Origin of the sequence: Streptomyces sp. NPDC048278 (assembly GCF_040652195.1) — a bacterium.
GTDB lineage: Bacteria > Actinomycetota > Actinomycetes > Streptomycetales > Streptomycetaceae > Streptomyces.
On sequence record NZ_JBEZLP010000003.1, the window covers coordinates 307,972 to 324,534 of the forward strand.

The 16,563-nt window shown below is 71.6% G+C and carries 10 protein-coding genes and 1 pseudogene; 4 read left to right on the plus strand and 7 right to left on the minus strand.

Going from position 1 to position 16,563, the window contains the following annotated elements; genetic code table 11:
• Positions 1–29: 29 nt before the first annotated feature.
• Together AB0D74_RS07580 and AB0D74_RS07585 are read right to left on the minus strand one after the other, a co-directional pair.
• Positions 30–665 (minus strand): TetR/AcrR family transcriptional regulator, encoded by a 636-nt coding sequence (locus AB0D74_RS07580; RefSeq protein ID WP_362581539.1) that lies wholly within the window; start codon positions 663–665, stop codon positions 30–32.
• Between the two features lie 15 nt (positions 666–680).
• Positions 681–1,469 carry an SDR family oxidoreductase gene (locus AB0D74_RS07585; protein ID WP_362581541.1) on the minus strand — a complete coding sequence of 263 codons (789 nt, stop codon included), beginning with the start codon at positions 1,467–1,469 and terminating at the stop codon, positions 681–683.
• A 53-nt stretch (positions 1,470–1,522) separates the two neighbouring features.
• On the opposite strand from AB0D74_RS07585, the gene AB0D74_RS07590 reads away from it, so the two are divergent.
• Complete coding sequence (locus tag AB0D74_RS07590) at positions 1,523–2,662, plus strand: acyl-CoA dehydrogenase family protein (protein WP_362581939.1); 1,140 nt, start codon at positions 1,523–1,525, stop codon at positions 2,660–2,662.
• Position 2,663: 1 nt separating this feature from the next.
• The gene (locus tag AB0D74_RS07595) at positions 2,664–3,626 is read left to right on the plus strand and encodes an acyl-CoA dehydrogenase family protein (RefSeq protein WP_362581543.1); all 963 of its coding nucleotides are present in this window, start codon (positions 2,664–2,666) and stop codon (positions 3,624–3,626) included.
• A gap of 69 nt (positions 3,627–3,695) precedes the next feature.
• Here the strand turns inward: AB0D74_RS07595 and AB0D74_RS07600 are convergent, their stop codons facing one another.
• The 5 genes from AB0D74_RS07600 to AB0D74_RS07620 form a co-directional block, all read right to left on the minus strand.
• Positions 3,696–5,357, minus strand: coding sequence for a cytochrome bc complex cytochrome b subunit (locus AB0D74_RS07600; protein ID WP_362581545.1), 1,662 nt, complete (start codon positions 5,355–5,357; stop codon positions 3,696–3,698).
• Positions 5,358–5,452: 95 nt separating this feature from the next.
• The gene (locus tag AB0D74_RS07605) at positions 5,453–6,178 is read right to left on the minus strand and encodes a VWA domain-containing protein (protein ID WP_362581547.1); all 726 of its coding nucleotides are present in this window, start codon (positions 6,176–6,178) and stop codon (positions 5,453–5,455) included.
• Positions 6,179–6,328: 150 nt separating this feature from the next.
• Complete coding sequence (locus tag AB0D74_RS07610) at positions 6,329–7,789, minus strand: glutamate synthase subunit beta (RefSeq protein ID WP_362581549.1); 1,461 nt, start codon at positions 7,787–7,789, stop codon at positions 6,329–6,331.
• Positions 7,782–12,320: a glutamate synthase large subunit gene (gltB, locus tag AB0D74_RS07615; protein ID WP_362581551.1), complete on the minus strand. Its 4,539-nt coding sequence runs from the start codon at positions 12,318–12,320 to the stop codon at positions 7,782–7,784. The genes AB0D74_RS07610 and gltB overlap by 8 nt, the downstream gene beginning before the upstream one ends.
• 431 nt (positions 12,321–12,751) lie before the next feature.
• Positions 12,752–13,483 (minus strand): VIT1/CCC1 transporter family protein, encoded by a 732-nt coding sequence (locus AB0D74_RS07620; protein WP_362581553.1) that lies wholly within the window; start codon positions 13,481–13,483, stop codon positions 12,752–12,754.
• Positions 13,484–13,781: 298 nt separating this feature from the next.
• Between AB0D74_RS07620 and AB0D74_RS07625 the strand changes: the two are divergent.
• Together AB0D74_RS07625 and AB0D74_RS07630 are read left to right on the plus strand one after the other, a co-directional pair.
• Positions 13,782–14,768: pseudogene (locus AB0D74_RS07625) on the plus strand (ADP-ribosylglycohydrolase family protein); the annotation flags it as partial.
• Between the two features lie 602 nt (positions 14,769–15,370).
• On the plus strand, positions 15,371–16,555 hold the full coding sequence (locus AB0D74_RS07630) for an ADP-ribosylglycohydrolase family protein (RefSeq protein ID WP_362581555.1): 1,185 nt from the start codon (positions 15,371–15,373) through the stop codon (positions 16,553–16,555).
• The last annotated feature ends 8 nt before the right edge of the window (positions 16,556–16,563 follow it).

The window sequence follows — 16,563 nt, forward strand, 5'->3', positions numbered from 1 at the left end:
CAGAAAGGGACTTTCAACGAATGGATGGACTACTCACGGACGGCGATCCCGTCCAGCACCATCGACAGGTACTGGCGGGCGATCTCCTCCGGGCTGTGCTGTCCGCCGGGCCGGTACCAGGAGGCGGCGACCCACACGGTGTCGCGCACGAACCGGTAGGTGAGGCGGACGTCGAGGTCGGCGCGGAAGACGCGCGCGGTGACCCCGCGCTCCAGCGTCGACAGCCACGCCTTCTCGAACCTGCGCTGCGACTCGGCGAGGAAGCCGAACCGCTCCTGCGCGACCAGCTGCTTGCTCTCCTTCTGGTAGATGGCGACGGCGGCGCGGTGCCGGTCGATCTCCCGGAAGGACTCGGTGACCAGCGCTTCGAGCGTCTCGCGGGGACCGAGCCCGGCGTCCAGGACGGTGTCGTAGCCGTCCCAGAGCTCGTCGAGGAAGGTCCGCAGGATCTCCTCCAGCATCGATTCCTTGGAGTCGAAGTGGTAGTAGAGGCTGCCGGCGAGCATGCCCGCGTGGTCCGCGATCTTGCGTACGGTGGTGGCGTTGTAGCCCTGCTCGGCGAAGACGTCGGCGGCGGTGTCGAGGAGTTCGCGGCGCCGGGCTGGAGCAGCGGCAGCCGCGCGCCTGCTCGCGGCGGTCACCTGGGGCTTCTTCTTGGTCGGCACGGGTACATTCTCGTCCTACGGGTGCTGGCTGCTGACGGAGACGACCTCTCCGGTGAGGTAGGAGGAGTAGCCGGACGCCAGGAAGACGATGGCGTTGGCGACCTCCCAGGGTTCGGCGTACCGCCCGAAGGCCTCGCGGGCGGTGAGTTCCGCCAGCAGTTCGGCCGAGGTCACCTTCACCAGGTGCGGGTGCATGGCGAGGCTCGGTGCCACGGCGTTGACCCGCACGCCGTAGCCGGCCGCCTCGATCGCCGCGCACCGGGTCAGCGCCATCACCCCGGCCTTGGCGGCGGCGTAGTGGGCCTGGCCGGCCTGGGCGCGCCAGCCGACGACGGAGGAGTTGTTGACGATGACCCCGCCCTGCCCGCTCTCGCGGAAGAGCCGCAGGGCGGCGCGCGAGCACCGGAAGGTGCCGTTGAGGGTGACGTCCAGGACCCGCGTCCACTGGTCGTCCGTCATGTCGACGAGGGCCGAAGTACCGCCAAGACCCGCGTTGTTGACGACGATGTCCAGCCGTCCGTGCTCCCGCACGGCGGTGTCGAAGAGCCCCTGTACCTGGGCCTCGTCGGTGACATCGCACGGGAAGGCGGTGACGGCACCCGGATGTTCGCCGGCCAGCTCGGCCGCGTACTCCTTCAGGCGCCGCGCGTGCGCGTCGCTGATCAGCACGCGGGCGCCCTCCTCCAGGAAGCGGCGCGCGGTCGCCCCGCCGATCCCCGCCCCGGCCGCGGCGGTGATGACGGCGGTGCGCCCGTCAAGCAGCCCGTGCCCGGGCACGTACTCCGGACTCTCGACGCCTGTCATGGGCCCACGCTAACCTACCAAACACTTGTTAGGGAAGGACGGTGACGGCGACCGTGGACCTGACCCACAGCCCGGCGGACGAGGAGTTCCGCGCCGAGGCCCGCGCCTGGCTCAGGGCGCATGTGCCGCGCCGCCCGCTGCCCTCCCTGGAGACGGCGGAGGGCTTCGCGGCGCACCGCGCCTGGGAGGCCGAACTCGCCGCGGACCGCTGGTCGGTGGTGTCCTGGCCACAGGAGTACGGCGGCCGGGGCGCGGGGCTGCTGCGCTGGCTGGTCTTCGAGGAGGAGTACTGGGCGGCGGGCGCGCCGGGCCGGGTCGGCCAGAACGGCGTCAGCCTGCTCGCACCGACCCTGTTCGACCACGGGACCGGGGAGCAGCGGGCGCGGGTGCTGCCGCCGATGGCGACCGGGGAGGTGGTCTGGGCGCAGGCGTGGTCCGAGCCCGGGGCCGGTTCCGACCTGGCCTCCCTCACCTCCAGAGCGGTGCGGACGGCCGGCGGCTGGCTGCTGACCGGCCAGAAGACGTGGTCGTCGCGGGCGGCCTTCGCGGACCGCGCGTTCGGCCTCTTCCGCAGCGAGCCGCACCTGCCCAGGCCGCATCAGGGGCTCACCTACCTGATGTTCGACCTGCGCGCGCCGGGGGTGACCGTGCGCCCGATCGGGCGTCTCGACGGCAAGCCGGCGTTCGCGGAGCTGTTCCTGGACGAGGTGTTCGTGCCCGACGAGGACGTGATCGGCGAACCGGGCCAGGGCTGGCGGATCGCGATGTCGGCCGCGGGGAACGAGCGGGGACTGACCCTGCGGTCGCCGGGCCGGTTCCTGGCCGCCGCCGACCGGCTGCGGGATCTCTGGCAGGCGCGGGGCAGGCCGGAGTGGGCCGCGGCCCGGGTGGCCGACGCCGTCGCCGGCGCCCGCGCCTACCAGCTGTTCACCTACTCGGCCGCCGCCCGCTTCCTGGACGGCGAGTCGCTCGGCCCGGAGTCCAGCCTGAACAAGGTGTTCTGGTCGGAGCTGGACCTGGCCCTGCACGAGACGGCGCTCGACCTGCTCGGCGCGGAGGGCGAACTGGCCGACACGCCGTGGTCGGAGGGGTACGTCTTCTCCCTCGCCGGTCCGATCTACGCGGGCACCAACGAGATCCAGCGCGACATCGTCGCCGAGCGGCTGCTCGGCCTGCCGAAGGGACGCCGCTGACATGCGTTTCCTCCTCGACACCGAGCAGCGGGACTTCGCCGACGCCCTGCGGGGACTGCTGACGGCGGCGGACACCCCGGCGGTGATACGTGACTGGAGCCGCGGTGAGCGGGCGCGCGGGCGGGCGCTGTGGGGTCGGCTCGGCGAGGCCGGGGTGTTCGGGCTCGCGGTGCCGGAGGAGTACGGCGGGGTGGGGCGCCGGGCCGTCGAACTCGCCGTCGCGTTCGTCGAGCTGGGGCGGTTCGCGGTGCCGGGGCCGCTGGCGGAGACGGTGGCGGCAGCGGTGCTGCTCGACGACGGCGGGGGCCTCGCCAAGCGGTTCCTGCCGGGGATCGCGACGGGCGGGACGGTGGCGACGGTGGCGTTCGAGCAGCACGGCTACGGGCCGGCGCTGGACGGGGACGCGGCCGATGTCCGGCTCGTGGCCGCGCCGGAGGGCGTCCGGCTCTCCTCGGGCGCCGGGGCGGTGCGCCGGTCCCTGGACCCCGCACGCCGGCTCACCCCGCTGTTTCCGGTCGGCGAACTGCTCGCTGCGGAGCCGCCCTGGGCGGAGGCACTGACCTGGGCCCGGCTGGCCACGGCCGCGCAGGCGCTGGGGGTGGGGCTGGCGCTGCTCGACAGAACGGTGGCGTACGTCAAGCAGCGGACCCAGTTCGGCGTGCCCGTCGGGTCGTTCCAGGCGGTCGGGCACCGGCTGGCCGACGTGCGGATCGCGCTGGAGTTCGCGCGGCCGATGGTCTTCGGGGCGGCGGTCACGATGGCTCCGTCGGATGTGGCCGCGGCGAAGCTCAGCGCGTGCGAGGCGGCGTGCAAGAGTGCGGCGGCTGCTCTGCAACTGCACGGGGCGATCGGTTATACGGCGGAGTACGACCTGTCGCTCTGGCTGACCAGGGCACGGGCGCTGCGGGGAGCTTGGGGGACACCGGAGGAATGCGGCAGAGAGGTGCTCGAAGGTCGCGGCTGACCTGCGGGCCGGTGGGGGCTTGTCGCGCAGTTCCCCGCGCCCCTGAAGGGGCGCTTCAGCTCGCGGCGTTCAGTGGTGATCCCCGCTCGTGAGCTCCCGGTACTCCTCCTGCGTCGGCTTCGGGATGTGGGTGTCCGGGCCGAACATTCCCTTCGCCATGCTCGCCCGCAGCCGCTGCGCGAGCGTGACCTTGCGCCGTACGCCGTTCGCGTCCTCCAGCGGGCCGAGCTCGTACGGCGGCGGCTGCTCGTGCTGGGTCAGGACGAACAGGCTCTCCTGGCTGAGGGGTTCGTGGACCTCGATGTACTCGCCGTGCGGAAGCATCTTGATGAGGCCCGTCTCCCTGCCGTGCAGCACCTTGTCGCGGTCCCGGCGCTGCAGGCCGAGGCAGATGCGTTTGGTGGCGATGTAGGCGAGGACGGGGACGACGAAGACGGAGATCCGGACGAACCAGGTGATCGAGTTGATGGAGAGATGGAGATGGGTGGCGACGACGTCGTTGCCGCCGCCGATCAGGAGGACGCCGTAGATGCTCAGCCAGGCCACGCCGAGGGCGGTGCGGACGGGGACGTTGCGCGGGCGGTCCAGGATGTGGTGCTCGCGCTTGTCGCCGGTGATCCACGCCTCGATGAACGGGTAGACGCCGATGGCCACGAGGAAGAGCGGGAAGAGCGAGAAGGGGATGAAGACGCCCAGTTCCAGGGTGTGGCCCCAGGCGTTGATCTCCCAGCCGGGCATCACCCGGATCAGCCCCTCGGAGAAGCCGAGGTACCAGTCGGGCTGGGCGCCGGTGGTCACCAGGTCGGGGCGGTAGGGGCCGAAGGCCCACACCGGGTTGATGGTGGCGATGCCGCCGATGAACGCGAGGACGCCGAAGACGAGGAAGAAGAAACCGCCGGCCTTGGCCATGTAGACCGGCAGGAAGGGCATGCCGACCACGCTCTTCTGGTCGCGTCCGGGCGCCGGGTACTGGGTGTGCTTGTGGTAGAAGACCAGGATCAGGTGGGCGACGACCAGCCCGAGCATGATCCCGGGCAGCAGCAGGACGTGGATCGGGAAGAACCGCGAGATGATGTCGTGGCCCGGGAACTCCCCGCCGAACAGGAACATCGAGATGTACGAGCCGACGATCGGGATCGACAGGATCGCGCCGTCGGCGAACCGGACGCCGGTGCCGGAGAGCAGGTCGTCGGGGAGCGAGTAGCCGGTCAGGCCGGTGAGGATGGCCAGGAACAGCAGGGTCCAGCCGAACAGCCAGTTGACCTCACGGGGCTTGCGGAAGGCGCCGGTGAAGAACACCCGCATCATGTGGACGAACATGCCGGCCACGAAGACCAGCGCCGCCCAGTGGTGGATCTGCCGGATCAGCAGTCCGCCGCGCACGTCGAAGCTGATGTGCAGCGTCGACTCGTACGCCTTGGTCATGATGATGCCGTTCAGCGGCTCGTAGGTGCCGTGGTAGACGACCTCGGCGCCGCTGGGCTCGAAGAACAGGGTGAGGTAGATGCCGGTGAGGATCAGGATGAGGAAGCTGTAGAGGCAGATCTCGCCCAGCATGAAGGACCAGTGGTCCGGGAACACCTTGCGCATGTTGGCCTTGGCCAGGGAGTACAGCCCCAGTCGGCTGTCCGCCCAGTCCGCGAGCTTCTCACCCTTGCCGGGCGGCTCCGCCCGGTCTGCGGAACTCCCCACCCGTGCCTGCCCGTTCACCGTTCGTGCCGCGTCGTCCATACGTCGCGTCGCCTCCCCGCCGGATCACCCCTCAGGGTGGCACGCCGGAGCGCTACAGCCAACGGTGCCGCGTAAAGTCGGCGGACTCCGCCGGGTCAGCCGGCCCGTACGATGCCCGCCGCCCACGCCGCCGCCAGCCACTGCGGGAACTCGCCGACGAGACGGTCGTACAGCTCGCCGTCCGGCACCTTCCCCGGGTCCGAACCGGCGTGGAAGAAGCCCGCGTTGTCCACCGCGCGCTTTCCCGGCACCGCCAGTTCGTCGAGCTTGCGCAGGAAGTCGAACTGTTTGCTGTGCGGGTCGCCGAAGCCGACGAACTGCCAGAACAGCGGCAGCCGGGCCGCCTTGCACAGATAGCGTTCCGCGGCGAGCTTGTTGATCGGGCCGCCGTCGGTCTGGAAGACGACCAGGGCGGGGTCCGTGGCGCCGCTGTCCAGGTAGTGGTCGATCACGGCGTCCATCGCCAGGTGGTAGCTGGTCTTGCCCATGTGCCCGAGCCCGGCCGCGATCTTCTCGATCCGGCCGGTGTGTTCGGCCAGCCTGATGTCGGTGACCGCGTCGATGTCCGTGGAGAAGAAGACGACGGGGACCTGACCGTCGTCGTCCAGGTGCGCGGAGAGGCCGAGGACCCGGTCGGCGAGCGCCTGCACGCTGCCGTCGGCGTAGTACGGCTTCATCGAGCCGGAGTAGTCGACGACCAGGTAGACGGCGGCCCGGAGTCCGTCGAGTCCGTGCTTGGTGAGGGAGATCCCGGCCGAGCGGTAGGCGCCGACGAGCGCGGGCGCGGTCTGCTCCACCTTGCTGAGACTGATCGCGGCCATGTCCTGCTCCCCCTCGCCCTGGTTCAGGAGGCCGAGGTTACTTGATCGCGGAAAGGCGGCGGCGCCTGCCCATCGTCCGGTCGGGGACTGTGGGGCAGGCGCCGTCAGTGTTCCGTACGCCTTTGTACGGGACGTCTTGGGGGAGGCGGGTCAGACCATCAGCGAGCGGTCCGTCGGGCGGATCGGGGCCGGCAGGTCGCTCGCCCCGGTGAGGAAGCGGTCGACGCCCTTGGCGGCCGAGCGGCCCTCGGCGATCGCCCAGACGATCAGGGACTGGCCGCGGCCCGCGTCACCGGCGACGAAGACGCCCGGCACGTTGGTCTGGAAGTCGGCGTCGCGGGCGACGTTGCCGCGCTCGTCGAGTTCGAGACCGAACTGGTCGACCACGCCGTTCACCCGGTCGGTGCCGGTGAAGCCCATGGCGAGGGTGACCAGCTGGGCGGGGATCTTGCGCTCGGTGCCCGGCTTCGAGGTCAGCTTGCCGTCGATGAACTCCACCTCGGTGAGGTGCAGCCACTGGACGTTGCCTTCCTCGTCGCCCTCGAAGTGGGTGGTGGAGACGGAGTAGACCCGCTCGCCGCCCTCCTCGTGCGCACTGGTGACCTTGTAGAGCATCGGGAAGGTCGGCCAGGGCTGGTTCGGCGCGCGGTCCTCGCCCGGCCGGGGCATGATCTCCAGCTGGGTGACGGAGGCCGCGCCCTGGCGGTGGGCGGTGCCCACGCAGTCCGCGCCGGTGTCGCCGCCGCCGATCACGACGACGTGCTTGCCCTCGGCCGAGACGGGCGACACCACGTAGTCGCCCTCCTGGACCTTGTTGGCGAGCGGCAGGTACTCCATCGCCTGGTACACGCCCTTCAACTCCCGCCCGGGGACGGGGAGATCACGGGCGGTGGTGGCGCCGGCGGCGATGACGACCGCGTCGTACCGCTTCTTCAGGTCGGTCGCCTTGAGGTCGACGCCGATCTCGATGCCGGTACGGAAGCGGGTGCCCTCCGCGCGCATCTGCTCGATACGGCGGTTGATGTGCCGCTTCTCCATCTTGAACTCGGGGATGCCGTAGCGGAGCAGGCCGCCGATGCGGTCGGCGCGCTCGTAGACGGCGACCGTGTGGCCGGCCCGGGTCAGCTGCTGGGCGGCGGCCAGGCCCGCGGGGCCCGAGCCGATGACGGCGACGGTCTTGCCCGACAGGCGCTCGGGGGCCTGCGGAGCGACCGTGCCCGCCTCCCACGCCTGGTCGATGATGGAGACCTCGACGTTCTTGATGGTGACGGCCGGCTGGTTGATGCCGAGCACGCACGCCGACTCGCACGGGGCCGGGCACAGGCGGCCCGTGAACTCCGGGAAGTTGTTCGTGGCGTGCAGGCGCTCGGAGGCGGCCGGCCAGTCCTCGCGGTAGGCGAAGTCGTTCCACTCGGGGATCAGGTTCCCGAGCGGACAGCCGTTGTGGCAGAACGGGATGCCGCAGTCCATGCAGCGGCTGGCCTGCTTGCTGATGATCGGCAGCAGCGAACCCGGGACGTAGACCTCGTTCCAGTCCCGGACGCGGTCGGCGACGGGGCGGGTCTTGGCGACCTCACGGCCGTGGTTCAGGAAGCCCTTCGGGTCAGCCATTGATCGCCGCCTCCATCATCTTCTCGTGGGTCTCGGTCTCGGAGAGACCGGCTCGCTCGGCGGCGTCCTTGGCGGCGAGCACTGCCTTGTACGTGCTGGGGATGATCTTGCTGAACCGCTGCACGGCCACGTCCCAGTCGGCGAGCAGCTTCTCAGCGACCGTCGAGCCGGTGTCCTCGGCGTGCCGGCGCACCACGTCGTGCAGCCACTGCTTGTCGGTGTCGTCGAGCGCCTCGACGGCGCTGACGTTGCCGACGTTGACGTTGTCGACGTTCAGGTCGATCACGTAGGCGACACCGCCCGACATGCCGGCCGCGAAGTTGCGGCCCGTCTCGCCGAGGACCACCGCGTGACCGCCGGTCATGTACTCGCAGCCGTGGTCGCCCACGCCCTCCGAGACCACCAGGGCGCCGGAGTTGCGGACGCAGAACCGCTCGCCGGTCCGGCCGCGCAGGAACAGCTCGCCGCCGGTCGCGCCGTACGCGATGGTGTTGCCCGCGATGGTGGAGTACTCGGCGAGGTGGTCGGCCGCCCGGTCCGGACGGACGATGACCCGGCCGCCGGAGAGGCCCTTGCCGACGTAGTCGTTGGCGTCGCCCTCCAGACGGAGCGTGACACCGCGCGGCAGGAAGGCGCCGAAGGACTGGCCGGCCGAGCCGGTGAAGGTGATGTCGATGGTGTCGTCGGGCAGACCCGCGCCGCCGAACTTCTTCGTCACCTCGTGGCCGAGCATGGTGCCGACCGTGCGGTTGATGTTGCGCACCTTGATCTGGGCGCGCACCGGCTGGGCGTCGGTGGCGCTGGAGGCGGCCAGGGCGTCGGAGGCGAGCTTGATCAGCTCGTTGTCCAGGGCCTTCTCCAGGCCGTGGTCCTGCGCGATCGTCCGGTGCAGGGCGGCGCCCTCGGGCAGCTCGGGCACGTAGAAGAGCGGGGCCAGGTCCAGGCCCTGCGCCTTCCAGTGGTTCACGGCACGGGTGACGTCGAGCGCCTCCGCGTGGCCGACGGCCTCCTCGATGGTGCGGAAGCCCAGCTCGGCGAGGATCTCGCGGACCTCCTCGGCGATGAACCTGAAGAAGTTCACGACGTACTCGGCCTTGCCGGAGAAGCGGTCGCGCAGCACCGGGTTCTGGGTGGCGACGCCGACCGGGCAGGTGTCGAGGTGGCAGACGCGCATCATGATGCAGCCGGAGACGACGAGCGGCGCGGTCGCGAAACCGAACTCCTCGGCGCCGAGCAGCGCGGCGATGACCACGTCACGGCCGGTCTTCAGCTGGCCGTCGGTCTGCACGACGATCCGGTCGCGCAGGCCGTTGAGCAGCAGGGTCTGCTGGGTCTCGGCGAGGCCCAGCTCCCAGGGGCCGCCCGCGTGCTTCAGCGAGGTCAGCGGGGAGGCGCCCGTACCGCCGTCGTGGCCGGAGATGAGCACGACGTCCGCGTGCGCCTTGGACACACCGGCCGCGACCGTGCCGACGCCGACCTCGGAGACCAGCTTGACGTGAATCCGCGCCTGCGGGTTCGCGTTCTTCAGGTCGTGGATCAGCTGGGCCAGGTCCTCGATGGAGTAGATGTCGTGGTGCGGCGGCGGGGAGATCAGGCCGACGCCCGGGGTGGAGTGCCGGGTCTTGGCGACCCACGGGTAGACCTTGTGGCCGGGCAGCTGGCCGCCCTCGCCGGGCTTGGCGCCCTGGGCCATCTTGATCTGGATGTCGTCCGCGTTGACCAGGTACTCGGAGGTGACGCCGAAGCGGCCGGAGGCGACCTGCTTGATGGCGGACCGGCGGGCCGGGTCGTAGAGGCGGTCCGGGTCCTCGCCGCCCTCACCGGTGTTGGACTTGCCGCCCAGCTGGTTCATGGCGATGGCGAGGGTCTCGTGGGCCTCGCGCGAGATGGAGCCGTAGGACATGGCGCCGGTGGAGAACCGCTTGACGATCTCGGAGACCGGCTCGACCTCGTCGACGGAGATCGACGGGCGGTCGCTCTTGAAGCCGAAGAGGCCGCGGAGCGTCATCAGCCGCTCGGACTGCTCGTTCACGCGGTCCGTGTACTTCTTGAAGATGTCGTAGCGGTTGGCACGGGTCGAGTGCTGGAGGCGGAAGACCGTCTCCGGGTCGAACAGGTGCGGCTCGCCCTCGCGGCGCCACTGGTACTCGCCCCCTATCTCCAGGGCGCGGTGGGCAGGCGCGATGCCGGAGGCCGGGTAGGCCTTGGCGTGGCGGGCGGCGACCTCCTTGGCGATGACGTCGAGGCCGACGCCGCCGATCTTGGAGGCGGTGCCGTTGAAGTACTTGTCGACGAAGCCGGCTTCGAGACCGACGGCCTCGAAGACCTGGGCGCCGCGGTAGGAGGCGACCGTGGAGATGCCCATCTTGGACATGACCTTCAGGACACCCTTGCCGAGCGCGTAGATCAGGTTGCGGATGGCCTGGTCGGCCTCCATGCCCGGCAGGAAGGTGCCCGCGCGGGTCAGGTCCTCGACGGACTCCATGGCCAGGTACGGGTTGACGGCGGCGGCGCCGAACCCGATCAGCAGGGCGACGTGGTGGACCTCGCGGACGTCACCGGCCTCGACGAGCAGGCCCACGTGGGTGCGCTGCTTGGTGCGGATGAGGTGGTGGTGGACGGCCGCGGTGAGCAGCAGCGAGGGGATCGGCGCGTGCTCGGCGTCCGAGTGGCGGTCCGACAGGACGATCAGCCGGGCGCCGTTCTCGATGGCCGCGTCGGCCTCGGCGCAGATCTCCTCGATGCGCGCGGCGAGGGAGTCGCCGCCGCCGGAGACCCGGTACAGGCCGGACAGGGTCGCGGCCTTGAAGCCGGGCATGTCGCCGTCGGCGTTGATGTGGATGAGCTTGGCCAGCTCGTCGTTGTCGATCACCGGGAAGGGCAGCACGACCGAGCGGCAGGAGGCGGCGTTCGGGTCGAGCAGGTTGCCCGCGGGGCCGAGGGACGAGCGCAGCGAGGTGACGAGCTCTTCGCGGATCGCGTCCAGCGGCGGGTTGGTGACCTGCGCGAACAGCTGGGTGAAGTAGTCGAAGAGCAGCCGGGGGCGCTCGCTCAGCGCGGCGATCGGCGAGTCGGTGCCCATGGAGCCGATCGGCTCGGCACCGGCCTTGGCCATCGGCGCGAGGAGGACGCGCAGCTCTTCCTCGGTGTAGCCGAAGGTCTGCTGGCGGCGGGTGACCGAGGCGTGGGTGTGCACGATGTGCTCGCGCTCGGGCAGGTCGCCCAGCTCGATCTCGCCGGCCTCCAGCCACTCCGCGTACGGCTGCGCGGCGGCGAGGCCCGCCTTGATCTCGTCGTCCTCGATGATGCGGTGCTCGACGGTGTCGACGAGGAACATCCGGCCGGGCTGCAGCCGGCCCTTGCGGACCACCTTGGCGGGATCGATGTCGAGGACGCCGACCTCGGAGCCGAGGACGACCAGGCCCTCGTCGGTGACCCAGTAGCGGCCGGGACGCAGACCGTTGCGGTCGAGAACGGCGCCGACCTGGGAGCCGTCGGTGAAGGTGACGCAGGCGGGGCCGTCCCAGGGCTCCATCATCGTGGAGTGGTAGCCGTAGAAGGCGCGGCGGGCCGGGTCCATGGAGTCGTGGTTCTCCCACGCCTCCGGGATCATCATCAGCACGGAGTGCGGCAGCGAACGGCCGCCCAGGTGCAGGAGCTCCAGCACCTCGTCGAAGGAGGCCGAGTCCGAGGCGTCGGGCGTACAGATCGGGAAGACCCGGTCCAGCTTCTCCTGCGGGCCGAACAGGTCGGAGACCAGCTGCGACTCGCGGGCCCGCATCCAGTTGCGGTTGCCCTTGACGGTGTTGATCTCACCGTTGTGGGCGACGAACCGGTAGGGGTGGGCGAGCGGCCACGACGGGAAGGTGTTCGTGGAGAACCGGGAGTGCACGAGCGCGATCGCGGATGCGAAGCGGCGGTCGGACAGGTCCGGGAAGAAGGGCTCCAGCTGGCCGGTGGTCAGCATGCCCTTGTAGACGATCGTCCGGGCGGACAGGGACGGGAAGTAGACGCCCGCCTCGCGCTCGGCGCGCTTGCGCAGCACGAACGCCCTGCGGTCCAGCGCGATGCCCTCGCTGGCGCCGTCGGTGACGAAAACCTGCCGGAAGACCGGCATGGTGGAGCGGGCGGTGGCGCCCAGCAGCTGCGGGGCGACCGGAACCTCGCGCCAGCCGAGGACGGTGAGGCCCTCCTCCGCCGCGATCGTCTCGATCTGCGAGACGGCGTCCTGCGTGCCGTCCTCGGGCAGGAAGGCGATGCCGACGGCGTACGAACCTGCCGCGGGCAGCTCGAATCCGGCCACCTCGCGGAAGAAGGCGTCGGGCACCTGGGAGAGCAGGCCGGCGCCGTCTCCGGAGTCGGGCTCGGAGCCGGTCGCGCCGCGGTGCTCCAGGTTGCGCAGAACCGTGAGCGCCTGCTCGACCAGCGCATGGCTCGCCTCGCCGGTGAGGGTGGCCACGAAGCCGACGCCACAGGCGTCGCGCTCGTTGCGGGGGTCGTACATACCCTGCGCAGCAGGGCGAGCATCCATGAACGACCAGTTTCGGCCGTTCGTGGAGTGCTGGGACGGCTGGCGCGGCGTACGCATCGGCTCTCCCGTCGTCGTCAGTGGCGTATAGCAGGTGCCGAGGGACGACGCTGGCCCTCTGCGTTTTTGTTGCGAAATTTCACGCAGGTTACATGATGAAGCGGTTCTCGGGAACTGGATACACCGTTCCAACATGCGGACGCCGTAGGGGTTTACGGCGAGGTACCGCGCAAAGCGGTGAAGGTGGTGGGGGACCGATCCGGACAGATCCGTGTCCATCGGTCCGCAGGGGCGGGGGTGAGCGTCGCGCCACCCCACAGGTGCATGGCAGGCCTCATTGCCTGCGGCGCTTACGGCTCATGCCCAGTGGTTAAGCATTCGAAACCAGCGAGTAACGGGTACTTATGCAGTCCACTGCATAGCTACCAGTCGCCCTATCCTACGGCCGTCCCGAAAAGGGTGCCCAGGGCGTACGTCACACCGGCCGCCGCGCCGCCCAGCGCGAGCTGCCGCAGACCGCTGAACCACCAGGTCCGCGCGGTCACCTTGGCCACCACGGCACCGCAGCCGAACAGTCCGGCGAGGGCCAGCAGCAGGGCGGGCCAGAGCGCGGTCGCGCCGAGCAGGAACGGCAGCACGGGCAGCAGCGCACCCAGCGCGAACGACCCGAAGGACGAGACGGCGGCGACCAGCGGCGAGGGCAGGTCGCCGGGGTCGATGCCCAGCTCCTCCCTGGCATGTATCTCCAGCGCCTGCTCCGGGTCGGCGGACAGCTGCCGGGCGACCTCCCGGGCCAGCGCCGGCTCGACGCCCCGCGCCTCGTACAGCGCGGCCAGCTCGGCCTCCTCGTCCTGCGGGTGCCTGCGCAGCTCCCGGCGCTCGACGTCCAGCTCGGCCTCGACGAGCTCGCGCTGCGAGGCGACGGAGGTGTACTCGCCGGCGGCCATCGAGAAAGCACCGGCGGCAAGACCCGCGAGCCCGGTGATCACGATGGTGTGGTGGCCGACGGCCCCGCCGGCCACACCGGTCATCAGGGCGAGGTTGGAGACCAGCCCGTCCATGGCACCGAAGACGGCGGGCCGCAGCCAGCCCCCGTTCACATCCCGGTGGGTGTGGTTGTCGCGGTGGGCTTCGTGCAGAGTCGCCTGCGTCTCGATGACGGCCATGAGGGGTCCCCCAAAAGGTCTCGCGGTGTGCCCCGAATAAGCTGAGGCAAAGCTAAGTTTGGACAAGTTCTATCTTTCGACAACGCTGACGTTACGCCCCGGCATTCCCCGTCGCCAGCAAGGAAAGGCTCGGCTAACCTGCGGTTTTACCGCTTCCCGCTCACACGTGCGAGGGTGTGCACAAATGTCGACCGGGTGATGTAGAGGCCGGTCAGGCTGCGGTCAACCGCCGTTGGTGGGACACATCCGCAAACGGTTCCGCGCCCTCGCGCGAAGCCCCTCCCGGAGAGGCCCGCCCATGGCATCGATCGTCTGCACCCCGCCGGTCCCCGCCCCCGACGAGCGCGCTGCGGAGCTGCACGACCGGGCGCGGGGCGCGCTGCTTGGCCTGGCCGTGGGAGACGCGCTCGGGGCGCCGGCGGAGAACATGAAGCCCTCCGAGATCCGCGCCCGCTGGGGCCGCATCACGGGGTACGTGACCGACCGTCCCGCCGGTACGGACGACACCGAGTACGCGATCTTCTCCGGCCTCCTCCTCGCCCGGCACGGCTCCGCGCTCACCCCGGCCCATGTCGAGGCGGCCTGGCACGAGTGGATCGCCGACCGCGCCGAGGGCCCCTTCAAGGGCGCGGGCTTCAGCGAACGCGGCACCCTGGAGAACCTCCGCCGGGGCCTCGCCGCCCCCATCTCCGCGCAGCACCGGCACGCCTGGAGCGACGGCCTCGCCATGCGGGCGGCCCCCTTCGGCGTCTTCGCGGCGGGCCGTCCCGCCGAGGCGGCCCGGCTCGTCGCCGTCGACGGCTCGGTGAGCCACGAGGGCGAGGGCATCTACGGCGGCCAGGCGGTGGCGGCGGGGGTCGCGGCGGCGATGGCCGGGGCCCCGCCGACGGCGGTGGTGGCCGCCGCACTCGCCGTCGTCCCCGACGACTCCTGGACGGCCCGTTCCCTGCGCCGCGCGGTGTCCGTGGCCCACCGCGGCGAACGGGCGGTCCGCTCCGCGGTGGTCATCGGCGGCTACCCGTGGACCGACCTGGCCCCGGAGGCGGTGGCCCTGGCCTTCGGCGCGTACGCGGCGGCCGACGGCGACTTCCGGGACGCGGTACTGACCGCCGTCAACATGGGACGCGACGCGGACACCACGGCCGCGGTGGCCGGCGCGCTGGCCGGGGCGACGCGGGGAGAAGCGTCGATCCCCCCGGAGTGGGCAGCGGCAATCGGCCCCGCCCGCGGCAGCTGCCTACCGTCGATGGCGGGCCACCACGTCCTGGAGGTAGCGGAACTACTGCTGAGCACGGCCTCGACACAGACGACCCCACAACCCCCACCCCGAACCTTCCCGCAGACCGAGCCACACCCCACACCACCGCCCCTCCTCCCGGCCGAACCACAGCCCACGCCACCGACCCTCCTCCCAACCGAGCCACGACCCGAACCACCCGGCCCCATCACCACCGAGCCACACCCCGCCGCGCCAGCCCTCCCGCGAACCGAGCCGCACCCCGAACCGGCCGCCCTCCCGCCGACCGAGCCACACCCCGCCCCGCCAGCCCTCCCGCGAACCGAGCCACACCCCGAACCGGCCGCCCTCCCGCCGACCGAGCCGCACCCCGCCGCGCCAGCCCTCCCGCGGAGCGAGCCGCACCCGACCGCGTCAGCCCTCCCGCAGACCGAGCCGCACCCCGAACCGGCCGCCTACCCGCGGACCGAGCCGCACCCCGCCGCGCCAGCCCTCCCGCAGACCGAGCCGGCCGCCTACCCGCGGACCGAGCCGAACCCCGCCGCGCCAGCCCTCCCGCAGAGCGAGTCGCGCCCCGAACCGGTCGCGCTCATCCCCACCGAGCCGCAGCCGCCGGCGTCCGCTTCTCTGCCGACCGAGTCGGGTGGTGGGTGGGCGAGGGCTTGGGGGTCCAGGGGGCGGAGCCCCCTGGGGGCCGGCTGCAGCGAGGGGCTCCGGTGAAGCGGCGGCGTATCGAGGGGCTGCTGCTCGGCCTCGCCGCGGGCGACGCCGCCGGATGGCCTTCCGCACGGCACCGCGCATCCCGGATGCCGGAATGGACCCGCCGCCTCACCCGCGAACTCGACACCTTCGCCGAGCAGAACGCGACCACCACCCTCCCCGTCCCCATCGCCCTCAACCAGCCCCCCGAGCCCCTCCGCCTCGGCCCCTCCGACGACGCCGAGTGGGCGGCCTTCGCCGCGGAAGCCGTGCTGCGCGCCGGCGACGACACCGTCCTCGGCGACCTCAGCCGCGAGCTCCGTACCCGCGCCGCCATCGACCTCACCTGGACCGCCGTCGCCTCCGAGGTCGCCGCCGCGGCCGAACGCGCCCCGGAGATCGAGTCGGCCGTACTCCCCCTCCGCGCCCGCATCTCCGTCCGCGCCGGCCTCGGCAACCTCGCCGCCGGCCTGCGCCCGCCCGCCACCGGCCACGACAACCCGCACTACTTCGACGACGCCGCCTGCGTCCGCGCCTGCGCCCTCGCCGTCGCCCACCCCGGCGACCCCCGACGCGCCGCCGACCTCGCCGAGTTCGACGCCCGCTACACCCAGGACGGCGACGGCGTGCACGGCGCCCGGGCCATGGCCGCGGCCCTCGCCCTCGCCCTCGTCGGCGCCGAGGTCGAGACCTGCGTGGCCGCGGCCCTCGGCGAACTCCCCGAGGCCACCGAGATCGGCCGCAACACCCGGCACGCCCTCACCCTCGCCGGCACCACGGACTCCGCGTTCGCCCTGCTCCCCCTCCTCGAACACCAAATCGTCGACCACGTCTACAGCTACGGCATCGCCGCCGCGGAAACCGTCCCGGTCGCCCTCGCCCTCGCCACCGCCGCCCGGGGCCGGATCGCCGAGGCCGTACCCGCCGCCGCCTGTCTCTCCCGGGTCGCCGACTCGGCCCCCGCCCTGGCCGGCGCGCTCACCGGCGCCCTCGGCGGCGCGACCGCGATCCCGCCGTCCTGGCGGGACGCCTGCCGCACCCTCTCCGGCTGCGCCCTCCCCCGCCTCACCGGCACGGATCTGGTGGAACTCGCCGAACTCCTGGAAGCCGCACAACCGGCCCATGCAGGTGGATGATTCGGTGC

Bases quoted from the DNA above. Each gene is read 5' to 3' on its own strand.
- AB0D74_RS07585 (WP_362581541.1), bottom strand. From the start codon at position 1,469: ATGACAGGCGTCGAGAGTCCGGAGTACGTGCCCGGGCACGGGCTGCTT.
- AB0D74_RS07595 (WP_362581543.1), top strand. From the start codon at position 2,664: ATGCGTTTCCTCCTCGACACCGAGCAGCGGGACTTCGCCGACGCCCTG.
- AB0D74_RS07600 (WP_362581545.1), bottom strand. From the start codon at position 5,357: ATGGACGACGCGGCACGAACGGTGAACGGGCAGGCACGGGTGGGGAGT.
- AB0D74_RS07605 (WP_362581547.1), bottom strand. From the start codon at position 6,178: ATGGCCGCGATCAGTCTCAGCAAGGTGGAGCAGACCGCGCCCGCGCTC.
- AB0D74_RS07610 (WP_362581549.1), bottom strand. From the start codon at position 7,789: ATGGCTGACCCGAAGGGCTTCCTGAACCACGGCCGTGAGGTCGCCAAG.
- gltB (WP_362581551.1), bottom strand. From the start codon at position 12,320: ATGGATGCTCGCCCTGCTGCGCAGGGTATGTACGACCCCCGCAACGAG.
- AB0D74_RS07620 (WP_362581553.1), bottom strand. From the start codon at position 13,483: ATGGCCGTCATCGAGACGCAGGCGACTCTGCACGAAGCCCACCGCGAC.